Genomic DNA, 23,515 nt, shown 5'->3' on the forward strand with positions numbered 1-23,515 from the left:
AAATAAAAAAAAGAGAACCGATGAATCAGGATTATATTAAACCAGATAACTGGTCTATAATTGAAGAAGGATTTGATGTAGAACGAGTTAAATCCTCAGAGAGTCTTTTTAGTATAGGTAACGGAGCCATGGGGCAACGTGCGAATTTTGAAGAGACGTATACAGGACCTACTTTTCAGGGAAGTTATATTGCAGGAGTATATTATCCTGATAAAACCAGAGTAGGTTGGTGGAAGAATGGATATCCAGAATATTTTGCAAAGGTATTGAATGCGCCAAACTGGATTGGAATTGATGTAGAAATTAATGGAGAAAAATTAAATCTTCATAAATGTAAGACAGTATCAGATTTTCGTAGAGAACTTAATATGAAAGAAGGTTGGTACCAACGTTCTTTTAAAGCAGTTTTAAGAAACAACACGGAGATATTAGTAAGATCTACAAGGTTCTTAAGTTTAGATTTAGACGAAGTTGGAGCTATTAAATATGAAGTTACTTCTCTAAATAAAGAAGCTATAGTCCATTTTACACCTTATTTGGATGCTGGAATTACTAATGAGGATACAAACTGGGATGACAAATTTTGGGATACATATGAAGTATCACATAAAGGGAACGCGGCTTACATATCTTCAAAAACAATGAAAACAGAGTTCCATGTATGTACAGGAATGCTTAATCAATTGTTTTTAGATGGTAAAAAACAAGATGTTTATCCTACTGTTGAAACTAACAAAACCTATGCAAGTCTTAAGTATGAGGTGAAAGTAGAAAAAGGTCAAACTACTGAATTACATAAATTTGGGGGTTACACGGTTTCACTAAATCATAAGCAAGACGATATAGCATCCGCTAGTGCAGCGGTTTTAAAACAAGCTTCTGAATCTGGATTCGAAGCTTTGTTAGATTTACAAAAGAAAGCCTGGTCCAAGATTTGGGAAATGGCAGATATTGTTATTGACGGAGATGTAAAAGCACAGCAAGGAATTCGTTTTAATATTTTTCAATTGAATCAAACCTATTTAGGTAAAGATGCACGATTAAATATTGGACCTAAGGGTTTTACTGGAGAAAAATATGGAGGAAGTACCTATTGGGATACTGAAGCATACTGCATACCTTTTTATATGGCTACTAAAAATCAGAATGTAGCTAGGAGTTTATTACAGTATCGTTATAATCATTTAGATAAGGCGATTGAAAATGCTGAAAAACTTGGATTTACGAATGGAGCAGCATTATACCCAATGGTGACCATGAACGGAGAAGAATGTCATAATGAATGGGAGATTACATTCGAAGAGATTCATCGAAACGGCGCTATGACATTTGCTATTTATAACTATCTACGATATACTGGAGATTATAGTTACATTCCAGAAATGGGATTAGAGGTAATGATAGCAATTGCTCGTTTTTGGCATCAGAGAGCTACTTTTTCTACGGATAAAGAAAAATATGTGATTCTAGGCGTTACTGGACCTAATGAGTATGAGAATAATATCAACAATAACTGGTATACTAATTATTTGGCGAAATGGTGTATTGAATATTGTATAGAAAATATTGAAAAAGTTAAATCAGAATATAAAATTGATCACGATAGAATCATAGAAAAGACCAAACTTGGTCAAGAAGAAATAAATGCAATGCTAGAGGTAGCTGAAAAAATGTATTTTCCGTATTCTGAAAAACACCAAGTATACTTGCAACAAGATGGCTTCTTAGATAAGGAACTTATTACTGTTGACAATCTGGACAAATCGCAAAGACCTATCAATCAAAAGTGGAGTTGGGATAGAATTCTAAGATCTCCTTACATAAAGCAAGCAGATACCTTGCAAGGTTTCTATATGTTCGAAGATCAATTCACAAAAGAAGAATTGAAACGCCATTTTGATTTTTATGAGCCATTTACAGTACATGAATCTTCACTTTCACCCTGTGTACATAGTATACAAGCCGCAACTCTGGATAGAATGGATCAGGCGTATACGTTTTATTTAAGAACTTCTAGATTAGATTTAGATGACTATAATAAAGAAGTTGAAGAAGGATTGCATATTACAAGTATGGCAGGAACTTGGATGAGTATTGTAGAAGGTTTTGGAGGGTTAAGAGTAAAGAATGATAGATTGTCATTTACACCTAAAATACCTAAAGAATGGAAAGGTTATGCATTCAATGTAAACTTTAGAAACAGTATATTAAAGGTAAATGTTTCTCAAGAAGGAACTACTTTTAATTTAGAAGGAGAACATGAATTATTGATATATGTAGATGGAAAAGAATTTACAATATCTCCAAATAGTTTGATGAGCGTTTAAATTATTTTTATAAGTAAAATGTAAATACCCCAAAAACCAAAGTTTTTGGGGTATTTAATTCAATTCTAGTTTAGAGCTAAACAAAATATACAAATCAAAATTAAATCAATGAAGAATATATTAACCGTGCTTTTTGGGTTAATCGTTTCATTAACCTTTGGGCAGATAGAAAAAATAGAACCTCCGTTTTGGTGGAGTGGTATGCATTCTAACCAATTACAACTAATGTGTTATGGTAAGGAAATATCTAAATATGATATAGAAATAGAAGGCATAACAATTAACGATATCACTAAAACAGAAAACTCCAACTATGTCTTTGTGACTATAGATACTAAGGATGTTCCAGTTGGTGAGATAATCATTAATTTTAAAGAGAACAATAAAATTGCATTTTCAGAATCTTATGAATTTAAGACTCGAAGAAAAGGTTCTGCAGAGCGAAAAGGATTTGATAGCAGCGATGTAATGTATTTAATTATGCCCGATCGTTTTGCTAATGGTAATCCGGATAATGATTCTCATACAGATACTGTAGAAAAAGCAGATCGTTCGAATCCTGGAGGACGTCATGGTGGAGATATACAAGGAGTGATAGATCATTTAGATTATTTAAATGATTTAGGAGCAACTGCACTTTGGAGCACTCCTTTATTAGAAGATAATGAACCTGTTTATTCTTACCATACGTATGCCCAGAGTGATCTTTATAAAATAGATCCAAGATATGGTTCTAACGATGATTATAAAAGATTAGCTCATGAGATGCATAAGTTGGACATGAAGTTAATTATGGATTATGTAACAAATCATTGGGGATCTAAACATTGGATGATTCAAGATTTGCCAACGAAAGATTGGATTCATCAGTGGCCTGAGGGTTTCAGAAGAAGTAATTACAGAATGACAACTCAGTTTGATACCAATGCTTCTACAGTTGATGCAAAAGGATGTATGGATGGATGGTTTGATACCACAATGCCTGATATGAATCAAAGCAATCCATTACTTCTTAATTATATAACTCAAAATGCAATTTGGTGGATAGAATATGCCGATTTGGATGGTTTTAGAGTGGATACATATTCTTATAATGATAAAGAAGGAATTGCAAAATGGACCAAAGCAATCATGGATGAGTATCCTAAATTTAATATTGTAGGAGAGGTTTGGATGCATGATCAAGCACAGATGGCGTATTGGCAAAAAGACAGTAAAATTGGAGCAATTGATAACTACAATTCATATTTACCTTCGGTTATGGATTTTACGCTTCACGATGCAGTTACGGTTATGTTTGATGAAGATGGTAACTCTTGGGATAAAGGAATGATTAGAGCTTATGAAAATTTCACTAATGATTTTTTATACCCTGATATTGATAATATTTTATTGTTTGTCGGTAACCACGATACTAATAGAATCAATGAGATATACCAAAGTGATATTAATAAGTATAAGATGGCTATGACACTAATTTTTACAACAAGAGGTATTCCCCAGATTTATTATGGAGATGAGATTGGGATGTTGGGTAATAGAGATAAAAAAGGTGATGGAGATATTCGAAGAGATTTTCCTGGTGGATGGCCTGATGATAAAAGAAGCGCATTTGTTTCAGAAAATACTAATAGTAAAATAAAAGGAAGAACGCAAGATGAAGAAGCATTTCATTCATTCACAAAAAAAGTATTAAACTGGAGAAAAACAAACAATGCTATTCACAATGGAAAATTATTACAATACATACCCTTTAATAATGTATATGTCTATTTCAGGTATACCGAAAAAGAAAGGGTAATGGTAATTATTAATAATAATTCTGAGAATCAAGAGCTTGATATGAATCGCTTTAAAGATGGATTGAAAAGCTTTAAAACTGGGAAAGATATCATTACCGATAATACAATAGATGTTAGCGAAAACATAGTGATCCCTGCCAAAATATCAATGATCATAACATTAAAATAAACTTAAAAAATAAATTATAAAATAATGAAAAAAGTAACTTTCTGTCTTGTCTTAGCGGGTATGATAATTTCCTGTGGAAAGCAAAAAAAAGAAGAAACAGTTGCAAAAGCAGAAACTGTTGTAGAAGAAGTAAGTAAAGGATTAGCTCCTGTTAGCGGAGCAATGATGGAAAATGCGGTGATATATGAGGCAAATATTCGTCAATATTCTGAAGAAGGATCTTTTAAAGCGTTTACAAAGGATATTCCAACTTTAAAAAACCTTGGTGTAAAAATACTTTGGGTTATGCCTATTTATCCTATATCTACTACCAAAAGTAAGGGGTCACTAGGTAGTTATTATGCGATTTCTGATTATACTAAAGTAAATCCAGAATTTGGAACCTTAGAAGATTTTAGAGAACTGGTAAAAACAGCACATGATAATGGGATTTATGTTGTGTTAGATTGGGTAGCTAATCATACCGGTTGGAATCACGTTTGGTTAAAAGAACACCCTGAGTTCTATACTAAAAACGATAAAGGAGAAATAACGCATACCGTAGGTACGGATTGGACCGATGTTGCAGATCTTGACTATGATAATAAAGAGATGAGAAAAGGAATGCTAGATGCAATGAAGTATTGGGTAGCGCAAGAAGGAGTTGATGGTTTCCGTTGTGACGTAGCTGGGATGGTACCAGTTGATTTTTGGAATAACACAGTTGCAGAACTTAAGAAAATTAAACCAGTATTTATGTTAGCAGAAGGCTGGGAACCAGAATTAATGGAAAAAGCATTCGATATGGGGTATGGATGGTATACTCATCACGTAATGAATCATATCGCTAAAGGAGAAAATACTGTTGAAGCTTGGGATAAAAGAATGATACAAGTAGATTCTATGTATGCTAAAGAGGATATCTTAATGAACTTTACTTCCAATCATGATGAGAATTCTTGGAATGGAACTGTACAAGAAAGAATGGGAGATTCTAAAGAATTATTCGCTGCATTATCATATATAGCTCCTGGAATGCCGTTAATTTATTCTGGACAAGAATATGATATGGATAAACGTTTATTATTTTTTGAAAAAGATACTATAATCAAAAAGAAAGGTGTATTCTATCCATTATATGAAAAATTAGGAAAACTTAAGAATGAAAATTCGGCATTACATGGAGGTAAAAATGCAGCTTCATATAATAGAATTAAAACTTCAGCAGATACTAAAGTACTGGCTTTTAAAAGGGAAAAAAATGGAAATAAAGTTGTTTTTGTTGCAAACATGACAAAAGAACCGGTAAAGTTTACAGCAGAATATGAGGGTAAATTTAAAGATTATCTTTCTGGAGAATATGTAGATAGTGTTAAGGGAAAAGAGTATGAGTTAAGTCCTTGGCAGTATTTGATTCTGATTAAACAAGAATAATCAAAGTATAGAAACAAAAATAAAGAAGCCACTTATCAAAGTGGCTTCTTTATTTTTGTTTCTATAATGAATGTAAGGCTAAAACTTAATAACTCGCTTTGTGGTTTGTTGTTCTTTGGTTTCTATATTAAATATATAAATACCAGATTCTAAACCTGACATATCAATTGTGTTTTTCGTTGTTTCTAATACCTTTTTACCACTATAATCGAAAACTGTTACCCGATCTATAGGAATACTTATATATATATTACCTTTAGTTGGGTTTGGATATATACTAAATTCATCTTGGTCAAATTCGTCTGTATTAAGTAATGCATCATAGGTAATACTAAATTCTAAAGCTGGTAGATTTCCATCGCCAGAAACACTATTGGCTATATTTGCATCAATATTTAATGTGATAATTCCGGTTGTAGTAGGGATAACCTGAACATTATATGTTGCGTCAGTACCAGAAAAATTGGTAAGCGATCCATTAGTAACAGTGATGTCGTTGATGTCAAAATTTAATACACTCTCAGAAAATGTGATGCTAATAGGAATAGGATTAGTTGCCGTTGGAGAATTTTCGGTAGATGTAATGATTACTGTTGGTTCATCATTGGCAGTAGTAACCGTAATCATAAATGTTTGATCTGAAGAAGTATCAATTCCTCCGTTTGCAGTTCCTCCATCATCTGAAAGATTTATATTAACCAATGCTGTTCCAATTGCATTTGCAGCTGGAGTATAAGTTAGATTTCCAGTTACATCTATTGCTGGTTGACTGCTAAATAAGGCATTATTATCATTAGTTACATTAAAAGTAAGTGTTTGTGTATTTCCGTCACCATCATCAATAGCAGAAGCAAATCCATTTACAGTTTGCGTACCAGAATCCTCTAGAACTGTTTGATCAGGGCTAGCAAGTAAAGAAAAACTAGGAGCATCATTTACCAGATTAATAGTAATCATAAATGTTTGATCCGCAGAAGTATCAATTCCACCATTTGCAGTTCCCCCATCATCAGATAGGTTTACGGTAACCGTTGTACTTCCAGAAACATTTGCAGCTGGAGTATAAGTTAGATTTCCAGTTACATCTATTACTGGTTGACTACTGAACAATGCATTGTTATCATTAGTTACATTAAAAGTAAGTGTTTGTGTATTTCCGTCACCATCATCAATAGCAGAAGCAAATCCATTTACAGTTTGCACACCAGAATCCTCTAGAACTGTTTGATCAGGGCTAGCAAGTAAAGAAAAGCTAGGAGCATCATTTACCGGATTAATAGTAATCATAAATGTTTGATCCGCAGAAGTATCAATTCCACCATTTGCAGTTCCCCCATCATCAGATAGGTTTACGGTAACCGTTGTACTTCCAGAAACATTTGCAGCTGGAGTATAAGTTAGATTTCCAGTTACATCTATTACTGGTTGACTACTGAACAATGCATTGTTATCATTAGTTACATTAAAAGTAAGTGTTTGTGTATTTCCGTCACCATCATCAATAGCAGAAGCAAATCCATTTACAGTTTGCGCACCAGAATCCTCTAGAACTGTTTGATCAGGGCTAGCAAGTAAAGAAAAGCTAGGAGCATCATTTACCGGATTAATAGTAATCATAAATGTTTGATCCGCAGAAGTATCGATTCCTCCGTTTGCAGTTCCCCCATCATCAGATAGGTTTACGGTAACCGTTGTACTTCCAGAAACATTTGCAGCTGGAGTATAAGTTAGATTTCCAGTTACATCTATTACTGGTTGACTACTGAACAATACATTGTTATCATTAGTTACATTAAAAGTAAGTGTTTGTGTATTTCCGTCACCATCATCAATAGCAGAAGCAAATCCATTTACAGTTTGCGCACCAGAATCCTCTAGAACTGTTTGATCAGGGCTAGCAAGTAAAGAAAAGCTAGGAGCATCATTTACCGGATTAATAGTAATCATAAATGTTTGATCCGCAGAAGTATCGATTCCTCCGTTTGCAGTTCCCCCATCATCAGATAGGTTTACGGTAACCGTTGTACTTCCAGAAACATTTGCAGCTGGAGTATAAGTTAGATTTCCAGTTACATCTATTACTGGTTGACTACTGAACAATACATTGTTATCATTAGTTACATTAAAAGTAAGTGTTTGTGTATTTCCATCTCCATCGTCAATAGCAGAAGCAAATCCATTTACCGTTTGCACACCAGAATCCTCTAGAACTGTTTGATCTGGACTAGTAGGGAGTGAAAAACTTGGAGCCGAATTAGAAGGAATAGTGTTTATAGTATAGTTGTCTGAGTTTGCAGCAACTCCTGTATTTCCCGCCGCATCTGTGTATCCCGTTCCTACACTAATAATATTTGTGGCATCTTGTATGTTTGGTGTAGGGGTAAATAATCCAGTATATATAGCTGAGTTTGCTGTTACCATAAATCCTGATAAAGCACCATTTTGAACTGTAACATCAGCTGATGTAAATCCAATTGGAACTTCACTAAAGGTAAAGGTAATAGTAGAAGTTTCTCCCATTGTGAGAGCAACGTCTGAAAGGGAAATACTAACAGTTGGAGGTGTTAAATCTCCTAAAAAAGCACTTCCTGTAAAATTACCAATCACATCATCTGGATGTGTATAGTTTCCAAAACTCCAATTATTTACAGAATCATATATTTGAATTAAGCAATCGCCTATTGTGCTGTTACAAGTAGTGGGGCCAGTGTAAATACCTTGATCAGAAATTAATAAAATTTGAGCGCTAGATAAGCCTGTGTTCGTTGTAACAAAAGGGAAACCATTATCACCATCTATAGCGGATAGAAAAACACCCGGAGTTGTTCTTGTTCCTGTTACGGCTACAATATCTTCTGCTGCTGCCAAATCAAATCCGGCATTAATTTCATCAACAATACCTATAGAAGCCATTTCGGTATTTCCATCCGCATCTGTAATATTGATAACTGTTCCAGCATCAATAGTGCTACCGGTATTATTAGTCCAGATTAAATCTCCTTCATTTGTGGGAGTCGAAAATTGAGTTCCATCCCATTCTTCATCTATAAATGTTATAGTAGTTCCGTCGATAGCATCATCTAATAAAATAAAAGAAAATCCATCTTCTTGATCTGCACCTCCATTATCTGTATGAAAAGCTACGAAAGCAATATCACCTGGAGCGTCTATTAAATTGTTTTGGTTTTGAGAGAAAGCTTTGAATGAAATAAGTATTACTATTGACAAAGCTAGTATAAGTGGCTTTTTTTCCATGTCAAAATGAAATTAATTTGGGTGAATTATGACTTTTTGTGCCTGTAAAGATACTAAATATGAATGAGGCGAGTATGTTTATTGTACCATTGTGTAGTTAGAAGATAGTGTATATAAGTTTTATGAATACCAAAATCAGGGATAAATTATTTTGTCATAATACTTTTTTCTTAACTTATTTCATGAAAATGTGTTAAAACCATACATTTTTTGTCGGTAATTACTGAATTTATTAACCGAAAACGTTTTAGATTTTTGGTAAATTAGGTTATTGTGGTCAATAACAATAGATTTGACTTCAATGACAAAGAAAGTAAAAAATATCGCTGTACTTACTTCTGGAGGAGATGCTCCAGGAATGAATGCTGCCATAAGAGCGGTAGTTCGTGCGTGTAGTTATTATAAGGTAGATTGTTTCGGCGTTTATAAGGGGTATGAAGGTCTTATTCACAATGAAATGGAAAAACTGAACGCACGTTCGGTAAGGAATATAATAAATAAGGGAGGAACTTTTCTTAAATCAGCTCGTTCTAAAGATTTCCGTACAGAAGAAGGAAGGAAGAAAGCCTATGATAATTTAGTAAAGAATAATATCGATGCTCTTATCGTAATTGGAGGGGATGGTAGTTTTACAGGTGCGTTAAAGCTTTCTGAAGAATTTAGTTTTCCGGTAGTGGGAATTCCTGGTACTATTGATAATGATATTAACGGTACTGATTATACTATTGGTTATGATACTGCTTTAAATACTGTGGTAGAAGCTATAGATAAAATAAGGGATACTGCAAGTTCACATAATAGACTATTCTTGATTGAGGTAATGGGTAGAGATGCTGGAGATATTGCACTTAATGCTGGAATTGGAGCAGGAGCAGAAGAGATATTGATTCCAGAAGAAGATATGGGAGTTGATAGACTTATAGAATCTTTGAAGAAAAGTAAAAAAACAGGTAAAACTTCTAGTATTATAGTTGTAGCAGAAGGTGACAAATCAGGAAAGAATATTTTTGAGTTAGGAGAATATGTAGAGGAAAACCTAGCAGATTATGAAGTTAGAGTTTCTGTATTAGGTCATATACAGAGAGGTGGATCACCAAGTTGTTATGATCGGGTTCTGGCAAGTAAGTTAGGAGTGGGGGCTGTAGAGACTTTATTAGAAGGGAAAAGTGAGGTAATGATAGGAATCGTTCATAAAAAAGTACAAATAGTTCCGTTAACAACCGCTTTAGGAAAAAGAACACACAAACACGATAGATTAATTAAAGTTGCTGATATTACTTCAGTATAAATATAACCACGTTTTAAATCAAAAACAACTAAATTATTAAGTATGAGTACGTTAAAAATTGGAATTAACGGTTTCGGTAGAATTGGAAGAATCGCATTTAGAATTGCTTCTAAACGCGAGAATGTAGAAATAGTAGCTATTAACGATTTGTTAGATGTAAATCATTTAGCTTATTTATTGGAGTACGATTCTGTACACGGAAAATATGATGGTACTATTGCTGTAGAAAATGGAAACCTTGTAGTAAATGGTAAAGCTATCCGTGTTACTGCAGAAAGAAATCCTGAAGAATTAAAATGGGATGCAGCTGGAGTTGATGTGGTGATGGATTGTACAGGTATCTTTACAACATTGGATAAAGCCGGTGCTCATTTAAAGGCAGGTGCTAAAAAAGTTGTTATTTCTGCACCTTCTGCAGATGCACCAATGTTTGTTATGGGGGTAAACCATACAGAAGCTAAAGCAACAGATACAATTGTTTCTAACGCTTCTTGTACTACAAATTGTTTAGCTCCTTTAGCTAAAGTGATTAATGATAATTTTGGAATAGAAGAAGGTTTAATGACCACAGTACATGCTGCAACTGCTACACAAGCAGTGGTTGATGCTCCTTCTAAAAAGAATTTTAGACTAGGACGTTCTTCATTGAATAACATTATACCATCTTCTACAGGTGCTGCGAAGGCAGTTGGTAAAGTTATACCTGAATTAAATGGTAAACTTACGGGTATGGCATTTAGAGTTCCAACTGCAGATGTTTCTGTTGTAGATCTTACGGTAAAAACTAAGAAATCGGTATCTTATGAAGACTTAAAAGCTGTTGTGAAAAAAGCATCAGAAAATGAATTAAAAGGTGTTTTAGCATATACAGATGAGGATGTGGTATCTCAAGATTTTGTTGGAGAACACCATACGTCTACTTTTGATGCTGGAGCTGGAATTGCTTTAAATGACAATTTCTTTAAGTTAGTATCTTGGTACGATAATGAATATGGGTATTCTTCCAAATTGGTAGACCTTTCATCCTATGTAGGTAATCTATAGGGAGTAATATAGTATATTGCCCCGATTTTAGACATAATCGGGGTTTTTAGCTGACTGCAACACACACAACAAACATATTTTTAAAATGATTTTATTAGCTGACGGTGGTTCCACTAAATGTGATTGGATTCTTCTTGATGAAGAAGGAGAAATTGTGTTTAAAACTCGCACAGAAGGTTTAAACCCTGCTGTATTTAGTAAATCTTTATTAGAAGAGAGACTTAAGGATAATGAAGAACTTGCCTCTTATCGAAATAAGATAGATCGAGTACATTTTTATGGCGCTGGCTGTGGGACTAATAAGCCAACTCAAATGTTGGCGAAGATTTTTGAAGATTACTTTTCTAATGCAAATGATATTCTCGTTAAAGAAGATATGGTTGCAGCTGTTTATGCTGCTACTACAGAACCTGGGATTGTTTGTATTTTAGGTACCGGATCTAATAGTTGTTACTTTGATGGTGATGAAATAAAGATGACGGTAGATTCTTTGGGGTATATTTTAATGGATGAAGCCAGTGGAAATTACTTTGGGAAACGATTAATAAGAGACTATTATTATAAAAGAATGCCGCCAGAAGTTGCTGGAGAGTTCGAAAAACGTTTTAATCTTTCTTCTGATAGTATAAAAGAAAACTTGTATAAGAAGGAAAATCCAAATACGTATTTAGCTTCTTTCGCGGAATTCATTTTTACCAGTGAGCGTAATGGGTACTTTTATAAAATCATTACAGAAGGAATCCAAGAATTTGTAGAAACAAGGGTGTTGTGTTTTCCGGAAGCGCAAAATGTTCCAGTACACTTTATAGGGTCTATAGCACACTTTAGTGAAGACATTATTAGAGCGGCTGTTTGGCCATACCATTTAACAGTAGGAAATATTGTGAGAAGACCTATAGATGGTATTATTGATTATTACAGAAATGATGTAATAAAAAAGAAACCAAAAAACGTATAAATAATAAATGCTAATAAGGAGAAATTAATGATAATGTTCTAATATTATCAGGTTTTCTCCTTTTTCCATTTTCCATAAACTGGCAACAAAAAAGTATCCATCTTTAAAATCTTCGTAGTCACAACCTACAAAATAATCATCATCGTCTTTGATAATCTTTTCGCAGATATGATGTTCCATTTTGTCTTCCCAGAAATTTTGATTTTCTTTTTTTTCAATCCAATTAATGAGATCTCTTTCTGAGATAATACCTAGTTGAGTATTTTGATCTTTAATCAGTTCATAAACCTCTTTCTCCTTAAGATATTTAATGAACTCTTTACTAATGATTTCTTCTTTCCAAATTTTTTTGGAATCCCAATTCATTAGATATTTTGTGTTTTCCTTACTTACTTTCACTCTTTTTGTTTGGGGGATAAATACATAGTAAAAGTATATAATTTTATTTATTAAAATTGTAATTTAGACTAATTCTTGTTCCTTTTCCTGGCGCAGAACTTATAAAGATTCTTCCATCTATATAATTCATCCTTTCCTTCATAAAAAACAGTCCCATTCCACCTTCAGCATTATTCTTTGGCTTGCTAGGAATTTTGGTTAAATCAAATCCTTTTCCGTTATCGTCTATAGTAATACTTAATATGGATTCGGAGCTGTTAATAGATATTAGGATATAGTCTGATTTAGCGTATTTGATAGCGTTGTTAACAGCTTCTTGTGTAACTCGATATAGATTAGTTTCAACCAAAGAATCAAAACGAAGTTCAGTATTTGATTTATCTTCTAAAATGATATTTTTACTCGTTAGTTTTGTGAGTTCTTTTGCCATTTTTTGTAAGGCAATACTAATCCCATAGTCTTTTAATTCAGGAGGAGTAAGGTTAAATGTTGCTGTTCTGATTCCAAGAATTAAATCTTTAGATAGTTGTTTGAGGCCTTCTATTTTTTGATTCGTTTTTTCAATATTATTTGTGTTTATTGATTCGATATTAAATTTTAAAGCAGTAAGCATTTGTCCAATACTATCATGTATTTCTTTCGCAATTCTCTTTCTCTCTTCTTCTTGGGCCTCTACAATCAAACTAGCATTAGATTTTTGTAATTCCTCCTTTTGTTGATATTCTAGATCATTTAATCTTTCTATTTCTAGTTGTGCTTCTTTTCTTTTAGAGATATCGGAACAAAGAACTAGTCTTTCTGCAGTTCCAGATTCTTTAAAAACATTGAGGATCGAAACATCTAACCACATTTTTTTATTATCACTAGAAATAAATTCAAATTCTTCATTAAAAACACCTCCTTTATTCTGTGATATGAGTCGAAGTAGTCTATTGGACTGCAGTTCACTTAATTTCATAAGTTCTGCAAGGTTTTTTTGATAAATTTTTTGATCTATATTTAAAACTTTAGCAAAACGTTCCCCCAGATTTTTTACAATTCCTTGTTCATTAACTCTTGCATATAATAGCGTTTGATCTAATGCTTTAGTAAGCGAGATAAGTTCTTGGACATTTTCATTTTGAATTTTTCTTAACTTCTCGGCATTAGCGGCCATGTTAGTAGCATCTTTTTGCGAGATTAATAGATTAGAAATTGTTTTTTTAATACTTAATGCTACCGGTCTAAATAATAAGAAAAATTCAAAAATTAAAACTAAAATGATGAGGCCAAAAATGATATATTCTATTTTTTTAAGGCTTGATATTTTTTCCTGGGCATCTCTTTCGTATCTATAAACAATAGCATCCATTTGTTTAAGAAAAAGAGGTTCGTTAAAAGTTACATTGTCCAGATATGGTTTTAATATTTGTTGGTTGACAGAATCATTTTTAACCAAACTAAGTATTTCTGCACTATTCTCATATATGGTTTCAAAATAAGGCTGTAAAACCAAAAACATTCTTTTTATTTCCGTACTATCATTTTTTCCTTTAGGTATAGAATCATTATATCTTCTTAATCTCTCGTGAGATGTTTTCCAAAGTTGTATGGTAGCTTCTAATTCTTCAATATACCTTTTTTTGGATATGCTATCTGTCGTATAGCTAAGTAATAGAATTTCTTTAGTCAGTTTCTGACTAAGCATCCGCTGTCTACCAGAAATATTAATAATTTTAGAATCGTCTATTTGAGAGTTAAGATATCGTTGGATAAAAAACTGCCCGCCAATAGTAAATAGAGCAATCGCTCCTAATGCAATAATGTAAATTTTACTTAGGCGATTAAATGTTTGATGATCTAATGATTCCAGTTTGTTCAATATGATAAAATTATGCGATGGCTTGCTTAATCAAATCTAATCCTTTTTCTGAATATGATATTTTTAGTGCCGCTTGATGCCCTTTTTCAGACATTTTTTTCCAGGTCTTTTGTAAAATGTCTATGACTTTTTCTGAAGCGTGTTTTTCATAAAAATCAGAGTAATAAAACTTTAGAAAGACAAGGCATATTACATCTTCTAATATTTGAGTATCCTCGTCTTTTTTCAGTTTCTTTTTTTGAATTAAAAATGAAACTCGATCTATGACCTCTTGATTATAACCTACTTTTTCAAGTATTTCTGAAGCTTTTTTTGCATGAAATTTTTTAAGTTCTTCACGCCATTTTAAATATCCCACACGATCCATCGGATAGCTATTTCTAGGGATTTCCCATCTACAGATATGTTGAGCCCTAGCTGCTAATTGAAGCGCTTCTGATGCTTCTGGAGTAAAATTATCCAGTGTTTGACTCATTCGTTGTCCATAGACTAATTCTTTTGCAATAGATGCTCCATTAACTATTTCTTTATTAGGATCATTTGCATTTGATGCATCAATGATAGAGAATGCTTCGGTTATTTGAGAGGTTGGCATAAAAGTAATATTATTAGAATACTTGCTAAAGTAATGTTTTTTAGCAATAAAATTCTTTATTCTTCGAAGCCAATAAAAACGTTGTCATTTTCTACTTTTATTGGATAGATTGCAATGGGAGGTAAATCACCATTTAGATTTTCCCCAGTTTCTAAAGAAAAAGTTTTTTTATGAAGAGGACAAGCAACTTTAGGTATGCCGTTATGGTCTCCAATCATTCCCCTGCCTAAAACCATCTCGTTTTTTTCGGGTGATAAGTTTTGGCAAGCATACCAGGTGTTTAATCTCTCAAAATTGAATACTGCAATTTGTAAATCTTTATATTTAACACAAGCTCCTCCATCTTTTGGGAAAGCGTCAATTGAAGCAGCTTTAAACCAAACTTTTACATCTTCTAATTTGATGGTTCTGTATTTGTTTAGAATTTCTTCCATTTAATTTTAATTATAAGCTGTTTATTATTTCCAAGGTTCAGGCATTTTTTGTTCTCTTAAGGGAACAAAAACAACATTATCGTCTTCTTCTTTGCTATTTACAAAGTGATTAAAGCGTTTCATTATTTCAGGGTCATTGACAGCTTGAGTCCACTCACATTTATACTTGTTGACCAAGGTTTTCATTTCGTTTTCTAAATCTTCAGCAATACCGAGTTTATCATCAATAATAACTTCTTTTAAATAATCTAATCCTCCTTCTAGACGTTCCTGCCATGCAGCGGTTCTTTGTAATGGTTTTGCTGTACGCATGTAAAACATTAAGTATCTATCTAGATATTTTATTACGGTTTCATTATCAATTTGTTCGGCAAATAATTCAGCATGTCTTGGTGTAGCTCCACCGTTTCCACCTACATATAAATTCCAGCCACCTTCTACTGCAATTAATCCGAAGTCTTTTCCACGTGCTTCCGCACATTCACGAATACATCCAGAAACTCCACCTTTAATTTTGTGCGGAGCTCTAATTCCTCTGTAACGATTCTCTAGTTCAATACCAAAACTTACACTTTCGTCCATTCCATAACGGCACCAGGTTGAACCAACACAAGTTTTTACTGTTCTTAATGACTTCCCGTAGGCGTGACCACTTTCAAAACCATGGTCAATTAGATCTTTCCATATTAAAGGCAATTGGTTTACAGTAGCACCGAATAAGTCGATACGCACCCCACCAGTTACCTTAGTGTATAAATCATATTTTTTAGCTATTTCTCCAAGTGCTATAAGTTTTTCTGGAGTAATTTCTCCTCCGGGTACTCTTGGAACTACAGAATATGTTCCATTTCGCTGTATATTGGCTAAGAAGCGATCATTAGAATCTTGAATAGCGTATTCTTCATTCGCGGTATCAGCATGAATAGTAGCCATTAATGATGCGACAAGAGGTTTACATAATTCACAACCGTGACCACCATTTCCATGATTATCTAATACTTCATTAAATTTAGTGTATCCTTTTACTTGGATTATTTTATATAAATCTTGTCTGCTTAGATCAAAATGTTCACAAACACCTTCTTTAACTTCTATACCTAAAGATTTTAAGGTAGCATTGGTTAAGTCAGTTACCATAGGTTTGCAACCACCACAACCAGTTCCTGCTTTAGTACAACTAATTACTCCTGCAACATCTGTAGCTTCTCCGTTTTCTATAGCGCTACAAATCTGTTCTTTAGTAACACTTTCGCAAGAACAAATTTGAGCTCCATCAGGTAAATCCATTACATCACCTAATAAGCCTCCTTCATCACCTCCACGACTACCTAATATTAGATCTTCTGGTTCTTCAGGAAGTTTCATTCCATTGATATAAATTTGGAATAAAGAATTATAATCAGAGGAATCACCTATTAAAATTCCACCTAAAAGCCTTTTTCCATCTTTAGAAATGTTTATTTTTTTATAAATACCATTTCGTTTATTTTCATATATAATTTCATCAATATCTTCTTTAGACAGATTAAGAGCATCTCCAAAACTTGCAACCTCAGTACCAATTAATTTTAATTGGGTAGACATATCAATGGATTCTGGCATTTCTGCATCACCACCGGTAATCTGTTGTACAACAACTTCTGCCATATCATATCCAGGAGCTACTAAACCATAAATCATACTATTTAGTAAAGCACACTCCCCAATAGCAAATATATTTTTGTCAGAAGTTTCCATTTTTTGGTTGACAACAATTCCTCCACGAGTTCCAACTTCAAGACCACATTCTCTAGCAACTTCATCTCGTGGTCGTATACCTGCAGAAACAACAAGCATGTCAACTTTTAGTTCTGTATCGTCAACATATTGTAAACCTTCGATTGCTTTTTTACCCTGAAGAAATTGTGTTTGTTTCGAGAGGTGTACTTTTAATCCCATGCTTTCAATTTTAGACTGAAGCATATCACTAGCTCCTTTGTCAAGTTGTCTTGGCATGAGACGAGGAGCAAACTCCACTACATGAGCATTAAGTCCTAAATTTTTAACCGCATTTGCAGCTTCAAGTCCTAATAAACCTCCACCAAGAACAGCGGCTTCAGTTTTCCCTTGGGCTTTTAATTTTTTAGCATATGCTTCTGTAGCTTCGAGATCTTCTATAGTTCTATAAACAAAAACCCCTTCTTTATCAATTCCTTCAATTGGCGGAACGAAAGCAGAGGAACCTGTTGCTAGCACTAAATAATCATAGGAATAAATATCTCCTCTATGATTAGCAATCGTTTTATCCTCTCTATTGATTTCTGTAATCATTTCTGAAATATGAAGATCAATATTATTATCCTCATACCAATTAGCAGGAGACATACTTAAATCTTCTGAAGTTTTACCATCGTAAAATTCGCTAAGATGGACTCTGTCATACGCTCGCCTTGGTTCTTCACCAAAAACTATAAGTTTGTAATCTGTAAATTTTTCTGATGCTGCAAACTTCTCACAGAACTTATAACTTACCATTCCGTTACCTATTACTACTACCTTCTTCATTAGTTACGTATTTATATATCAAAATTAAGTATTAATACGTATTTAAGTAATAAGAATTACGTAATTATCAGTATTGTAAATTAAGAATTTCAAAATAATACATTAAAAAACCTGCGAAACTGATTTCGCAGGTTTTGAATTATGGTATTGTTATTATATGCTATTGTTTTGGTTTTGGACTCCATTTTAAGAAGTTCGGTTTTACGACTAACATTGCCCATCCCCAGTTTTGTAATCCGCTAGGATCAGCAACTCCTTTTAGAATTTCCATACTATCTCCAGCAAACATCTGAGAGTATCCTATTTTTAAGGTAGCATATGGTAGTATTTTTTGAGTAAAAACTAAATCTAGTTCTGTACCTAAGTATGTATCATCAGTTCCAGCAATATCTTCTGCAGCAGAGAAATAGTGAAGTTTTGCCAATAAACTACTGCTTTTACCAGTTTTGATCACAGCTTTAGCATAGATATCTTGTAGTCCTACACTATTGGCATGATTCCCCACATAAAAGTAATCCATATATCCATTAAATTTATGATTCGTTCCAAAGATTGGGAAGAAGGATGTAATCTCTCCATCTGTTCCTCCATTATCATCACCACTAAGCAGTTCTCCACCTATTCCGAATAAAGTTTTTCCTGGTTTATAGGTAACCTCTAGACCGGCGTTATATGCTGATAAATCAACTGTTTCTGTGAATTTTCCAGTTTGTGCATATAAGTTTAAAGCTATTTTTAATCCTTTAGCAGGTTTAGCAACTAGATGTGTACCAAAGGTTTGTCTATTTACAGTTCCATCAATTGGAGTTTGACCATCGGTATCTAAATTCTGATAAGAATTATTTACAAAAAGAAAACTCCCAGAGAATTTAGCCCAGTCTTTATGTAACCAAGCATAAGCCATTCCTTTGTAATCAAATACAGCTCTTGCATTACCATCATTATTAGGATCAAATAAAGTATTGATTCTGCTTACTCCATTTTGATTAAAAGAAAAACCAAGATCTAGTTTTAAACCATTCTCATTTTTATACTTGATTAATGCAGCATCATGAAACCTTCCTTGCATTGCCCAATCCAATCCACCAAGTATTCTCTGATCGTCATAAGAAAGTGCTTGTCTTCCTATTTTAGTAGACCATCCACTGCCAAACTTAAAATTAATCCAAGCTTGGGCTAGTGAGAAACTATTATTGTTATCAGCCGCAGCTATCTGGGGTGTATCTCCCCAAACACTTACATCCTGTACACTAAGATATGTAGAAAACTTGTCTGCAGTATATCCAAATTTTAATCGAGAACGTTGTTGTACAAATATAGCTGCATCTACTCCAGCTGGAGTTAAATTACCAAAACCGTGTAAATACTCTAATCGTGGTCTTATATCTGCATCAATACTTAATTCCTGTGCATTCCCCTTAAATACCAGTACTAGTAATAGTATGGTAAAGTATAACTTATTTTTCATTTCTTAAATTTGTTTGGTGTGAGTATAAGTATTTCTCACAGTTGCTATGTTCTTTTCAATTAATCCTATTAGCTGATGTATCAATTGAGTAACAAATCTAAGTATTAATACTTATTTTTAATGTTTTTATTAGATAAAAATACGTAGTTTTTCTTTGTGGATTATTAATTTATTGATTGTATTTTTGAATTATTCTTATCTTTGGATAGTAAGTAGTTTTTTTATAAAGAGTACGTAATTAAGTATTAGAAAGTATGGTAAGTATTGTATTGGTAGATGATCATTTTTTAGTTAGAGATGGAATTCGTTCACTTCTGGAGGATGAAAAGCAATATGAGGTTATTGGAGAGGCTTCTGATGGGAGAGAAGCTATTGAATTAGTGCAGTCGTTGTGCCCAGATATCGTAATATGTGATATAAGAATGCCAGAAATGTCCGGAATAGATACTGTAAAAGAACTTACGGCGCTATCTGTTTCTTCTAAAACAATCATGTTATCAATGCATGATTCTGATGAGTATATTTTACAATCAATTAATGCGGGGGCAGATGGATATCTGCTTAAGGATGCGGGTAAAGAGGAATTTTTGAAAGCACTGTCTACCGTAAGCAAAGGGAATAAATATTTTAGTGGAGATGTTTCTTCTATATTGGTCAAAAATTTACTTAAAAATAGTGATGAAAAGGTAGAAGAAAAAGCCTTAAAACCAACTATTGAAGGTAAGAAAGAGAAGAGTAACCCTTTTGACCTAACGAAAAGAGAAAATCAAATACTTAAGTTGGCAGTGTCTGGGATGACTAATAAAGATATTGCGGCTGAACTTGATATTAGTAAAAGAACTACAGAAGTTCATCGCTTTAACTTAATGAAAAAGATGGCGGTTAAAAATGTATTAGAATTAAGTAAAAAAGCCAGAGAATATGAGATGATTCCCTGACTTTTAGTTTTTTTAATTATTAGCTACATCTTCGTATAAATTAGTAATTTTATTAAAAGATTTTGTTAGCTGGTTTGTAGTAGCAAACATTTCTTGCAAAGTAAAGTCACCATTTAATAAACCGTTTTTATTGGTTTGAAATTTTTCCCAATACGACATAACAACGCCTAGTTCTTCTTCTATATCAGTGCTGTTGTAACTACTTATTAATAATTCTCCAATTGTGTTGTCAAATTTTTCATAAGTTTCATTTAATATTTTTTTATATTCAGGACTATCTCCTTTAAACATAGTAGTTGCAGTGTAGTATAGACATAGTCGCTGTGATAGCATTCGCTGTCTTCCTGATATATTTATTGTTTTTGCTAAATCTTTGTTTTTATTCTGAAAAAATTGATTGTTGTAGTTATAACTGTTTTCTATACTAATAACTACATCGTTACAGGTTTTTAATAAATTGGTGTTAGCTTTTACAATCCTTAAGGAATTTTGAGCGTCTGGAGTACTTGCAATGATAGCTTTAAAATCGTCCCATAATGTTCTAACTTTTTTTAAGGATAATTTTGTAGAGCTGCTAGAGGCATTTTTAGTAAGTATTTGTAACTGTTTTTCAAATATAAACTTACTAGAGTTTAATTCCTTTTTTATCGATTGATCATTAATTCCTTTAGCAGTTAATAAATATGCTTTAGAAATCTTCTGTGATAGCATTCGTTGTTTTCCTGAGATATTTATAGCCTTCGCGTAACTAATAGTTCCGTATTTGTTCGATTGAGCTGTTAAATAAGTATTTGATATAAGCGTAATAAGGATTGTCAATAAAATTGTAGTGCTCTTCTTTTTCATAAGTAAGTTTTTACATTGTTATTAAATTATCATTGGGGTTAACCATTTTATAGGGGTTTATGGCGGTTTGGTTTGTAAAAAAAGTATTTACGCTGTAGAGATATATTTGCCAAAATACTTATTTTTTTTCGAGAAAACCAAATATTTAATACGTAGTCCTAGAGAATGCGTTTTGTTGCATTGCTTAGGTTATGGGATAGCCATATTTATGATATTGTAAAACAGTTAAGTATTTGTTTAGCAGGTGTTTGTGTTTTTTGATGCTACGTTAATGATATCGTTTTAGATTTTTGATAGCCAAAACTGTTGATTCTATAATTATTAGGTTCTGAAATTAATAAATACGTAATTCTACAGTTAAATACTTAATAATTTAGCTTAAGTGTTGTTTTTGATAAGTATTAGTACTTAGTTTACTTCGTATTTTATAACATATAGAATTTAAACTTTAAAAACACATTAATATGGATGCCTTAGGGAAATCTACTACGCTAAATCTTTTGAACTTCAAGAATCTCTCAATTAGAACTTTTTGGATAACTTCAATTGCCTTTTTCTTATGCTTTTTTTCTTGGTTTGGTATTGTTCCCTTTATGCCTGATGTTGTTAGGGATTTGGGATTAACTCCTGATCAAAAATGGAATTCAATTATTGTTGCAGTCACAGGAACTGTATTTGCAAGACTTTTTATAGGTAAAATGTGTGATAAATATGGTCCTCGAATTTGTTACACTTGGTTATTGATGTTAGGTGCGATTCCTGTAATAATATTAGGATTGGTGCAAACTCCTATGCAGTTTATAATTTGTAGACTTTTTATTGGTTTTATAGGAGCTTCTTTTGTGATAACGCAGTTTCATACTTCGATTATGTTTGCTCCTAATATAGTAGGTACAGCGAATGCAACTTCTGCTGGATGGGGTAATCTAGGTGGCGGTGCAAATCGTCTAGGGATGCCATTGATAGCTGCAGCAGTAGTAAGTTTTGGTATTGCAGAAACAGAAGCTTGGAGGTATTGTATGGTAATAGCGGGAGTTGTTTGTTTTTTAATGGGGATTGTGTATTACTTTTTTACGCAAGATACACCTAATGGAAATTATAAAGAACTAAAAGTTAAGGGAGAGTTACCACAATCAAAGAAAGATGAGGTGAGTTTTTTGTCAGCTATTAAGGATTATCGCGTATGGATACTTTTTGTAATATATGCAGCTTGTTTCGGAATGGAACTTACGGTATATGGAACAATGGATGATTATCTTCAAAATACATTTCAGTTAGAACGGGTTACAGCTGGAAACCTAGTATTGTCTTTTGCATTGATGAATATTTTTGCTAGAACGTTAGGAGGTTTTTTTGGAGATCGTTTTGGTAGGTTAAAAGGGTTGCGAGGTCGTGTGTTGTTTCTTGCGGTAATACTTGCGATTGAGGGAGTAATGCTGTCTTTGTTTTCTGGAATGAATGGATTGACTTTTGGAGTTGTTTTTTTGGTAGGCTTTAGTCTTTCGGTTCAGATGGCAGAAGGAGCAACCTTTTCTGTAGTTCCATTTATAAATAAAAAAGCAATTGGTTCTATCTCAGGAATTGTAGGAGCTGGTGGTAATGTAGGTGCCTTTGTTGCTGCTATGGTATTGAAATCAAAATCGGCAATTGCCGAGAAGACTGCAATTTTGGATAGTCAAGGTATGGGAGAAGAAGCTGTAAGTGCTGCGCAAGCAGCTGCGTCTTCACAAGCGGTATCAGAGGGTTATTTTTTAATTGGTGTTTTTGTAGTGATAACTGCAGTTATTTCATTAGCTATAAAATTTTCTACAGAAGATGAAAAAGCCGTTCAGAAAGAAATGAAAGCTATTCCTGTGCCGAACTAACTTATCTTAAATAATAATCAAGAAAGGCTTTTATCTGGTTAGAATACTACTTAGTTAAAAGCCTTTTCTAGTTATAGGTAAACAATTGCTACATTATTTTTTGGTTAGTTGTTTGTTATAGCTTGTTGATTTTAAGTGTTTTGATAGGTTGTCTTTTGTTAGTATTACGATTCTGTTAAAAATATGCCGTTAATTTTTTATATAAAATAATATTCCCCTTGTAATTTTTGTAAAATAAAAATACTTAGTTAAATACGTAATTTTAACATTCGTAGTTAAGTATTTATACGTAGTTTTGATGTGTTCTAT

At 33.1% G+C, this 23,515-nt stretch carries 16 protein-coding genes; 8 read left to right on the forward strand and 8 right to left on the reverse strand.

Annotated features, from left to right (window positions below; translation table 11 throughout):
* Nucleotides 1–20: 20 nt before the first annotated feature.
* The 3 genes from NMK29_RS04740 to NMK29_RS04750 all read left to right on the forward strand — a co-directional run bounded on the left by NMK29_RS04740 (nt 21) and on the right by NMK29_RS04750 (nt 5,711).
* Nucleotides 21–2,327: a glycoside hydrolase family 65 protein gene (locus tag NMK29_RS04740; protein WP_108801799.1), complete on the forward strand. Its 2,307-nt coding sequence runs from the start codon at nt 21–23 to the stop codon at nt 2,325–2,327.
* 108 nt (nt 2,328–2,435) lie between these two features.
* A complete protein-coding gene (locus NMK29_RS04745) occupies nt 2,436–4,298 on the forward strand; it encodes a glycoside hydrolase family 13 protein (protein WP_108801800.1) in 1,863 nt (620 codons plus the stop codon).
* Between the two features lie 24 nt (nt 4,299–4,322).
* The gene (locus NMK29_RS04750) at nt 4,323–5,711 is read left to right on the forward strand and encodes an alpha-amylase family glycosyl hydrolase (protein WP_108801801.1); all 1,389 of its coding nucleotides are present in this window, start codon (nt 4,323–4,325) and stop codon (nt 5,709–5,711) included.
* A gap of 78 nt (nt 5,712–5,789) precedes the next feature.
* Here the strand turns inward: NMK29_RS04750 and NMK29_RS04755 are convergent, their stop codons facing one another.
* Nucleotides 5,790–8,966, reverse strand: a complete 3,177-nt coding sequence (locus NMK29_RS04755) for an Ig-like domain-containing protein (RefSeq protein ID WP_254097168.1) — start codon at nt 8,964–8,966, stop codon at nt 5,790–5,792.
* Between the two features lie 301 nt (nt 8,967–9,267).
* Here NMK29_RS04755 and pfkA point away from each other — a divergent pair, with 301 nt between their 5' ends.
* The 3 genes from pfkA to NMK29_RS04770 all read left to right on the forward strand — a co-directional run bounded on the left by pfkA (nt 9,268) and on the right by NMK29_RS04770 (nt 12,256).
* The gene (pfkA, locus tag NMK29_RS04760; RefSeq protein ID WP_108805688.1) at nt 9,268–10,254 is read left to right on the forward strand and encodes a 6-phosphofructokinase; all 987 of its coding nucleotides are present in this window, start codon (nt 9,268–9,270) and stop codon (nt 10,252–10,254) included.
* A 42-nt stretch (nt 10,255–10,296) separates the two neighbouring features.
* On the forward strand, nt 10,297–11,298 hold the full coding sequence (gene gap / locus NMK29_RS04765) for a type I glyceraldehyde-3-phosphate dehydrogenase (protein ID WP_108805687.1): 1,002 nt from the start codon (nt 10,297–10,299) through the stop codon (nt 11,296–11,298).
* An 85-nt stretch (nt 11,299–11,383) separates the two neighbouring features.
* Nucleotides 11,384–12,256 carry a BadF/BadG/BcrA/BcrD ATPase family protein gene (locus NMK29_RS04770; protein WP_108805686.1) on the forward strand — a complete coding sequence of 291 codons (873 nt, stop codon included), beginning with the start codon at nt 11,384–11,386 and terminating at the stop codon, nt 12,254–12,256.
* A gap of 24 nt (nt 12,257–12,280) precedes the next feature.
* On the opposite strand, the gene NMK29_RS04775 is transcribed toward NMK29_RS04770, so the two are convergent.
* The 6 genes from NMK29_RS04775 to NMK29_RS04800 form a co-directional block, all read right to left on the reverse strand.
* Complete coding sequence (locus tag NMK29_RS04775; RefSeq protein ID WP_108805685.1) at nt 12,281–12,655, reverse strand: hypothetical protein; 375 nt, start codon at nt 12,653–12,655, stop codon at nt 12,281–12,283.
* Between the two features lie 43 nt (nt 12,656–12,698).
* The gene (locus NMK29_RS04780; protein WP_108805684.1) at nt 12,699–14,516 is read right to left on the reverse strand and encodes an ATP-binding protein; all 1,818 of its coding nucleotides are present in this window, start codon (nt 14,514–14,516) and stop codon (nt 12,699–12,701) included.
* Nucleotides 14,517–14,526: 10 nt separating this feature from the next.
* The gene (locus tag NMK29_RS04785) at nt 14,527–15,111 is read right to left on the reverse strand and encodes a DUF4202 domain-containing protein (protein ID WP_108805683.1); all 585 of its coding nucleotides are present in this window, start codon (nt 15,109–15,111) and stop codon (nt 14,527–14,529) included.
* Between the two features lie 56 nt (nt 15,112–15,167).
* A complete protein-coding gene (nirD, locus tag NMK29_RS04790; RefSeq protein ID WP_108805682.1) occupies nt 15,168–15,545 on the reverse strand; it encodes a nitrite reductase small subunit NirD in 378 nt (125 codons plus the stop codon).
* 24 nt (nt 15,546–15,569) lie between these two features.
* On the reverse strand, nt 15,570–18,089 hold the full coding sequence (nirB, locus tag NMK29_RS04795; RefSeq protein ID WP_108805681.1) for a nitrite reductase large subunit NirB: 2,520 nt from the start codon (nt 18,087–18,089) through the stop codon (nt 15,570–15,572).
* Between the two features lie 160 nt (nt 18,090–18,249).
* The gene (locus NMK29_RS04800; protein ID WP_254097170.1) at nt 18,250–19,557 is read right to left on the reverse strand and encodes an alginate export family protein; all 1,308 of its coding nucleotides are present in this window, start codon (nt 19,555–19,557) and stop codon (nt 18,250–18,252) included.
* A gap of 254 nt (nt 19,558–19,811) precedes the next feature.
* Here NMK29_RS04800 and NMK29_RS04805 point away from each other — a divergent pair, with 254 nt between their 5' ends.
* Nucleotides 19,812–20,495 carry a response regulator transcription factor gene (locus NMK29_RS04805; protein WP_027394075.1) on the forward strand — a complete coding sequence of 228 codons (684 nt, stop codon included), beginning with the start codon at nt 19,812–19,814 and terminating at the stop codon, nt 20,493–20,495.
* A 12-nt stretch (nt 20,496–20,507) separates the two neighbouring features.
* On the opposite strand, the gene NMK29_RS04810 is transcribed toward NMK29_RS04805, so the two are convergent.
* On the reverse strand, nt 20,508–21,341 hold the full coding sequence (locus NMK29_RS04810) for a type IV pili methyl-accepting chemotaxis transducer N-terminal domain-containing protein (protein ID WP_108802467.1): 834 nt from the start codon (nt 21,339–21,341) through the stop codon (nt 20,508–20,510).
* 464 nt (nt 21,342–21,805) lie between these two features.
* On the opposite strand from NMK29_RS04810, the gene NMK29_RS04815 reads away from it, so the two are divergent.
* The gene (locus tag NMK29_RS04815) at nt 21,806–23,206 is read left to right on the forward strand and encodes an MFS transporter (RefSeq protein WP_108802468.1); all 1,401 of its coding nucleotides are present in this window, start codon (nt 21,806–21,808) and stop codon (nt 23,204–23,206) included.
* Nucleotides 23,207–23,515 lie beyond the last annotated feature (309 nt).

Origin of the sequence: Aquimarina sp. Aq107 (genome assembly GCF_943733665.1) — a bacterium.
In the GTDB taxonomy this organism is placed as follows: Bacteria; Bacteroidota; Bacteroidia; order Flavobacteriales; family Flavobacteriaceae; genus Aquimarina.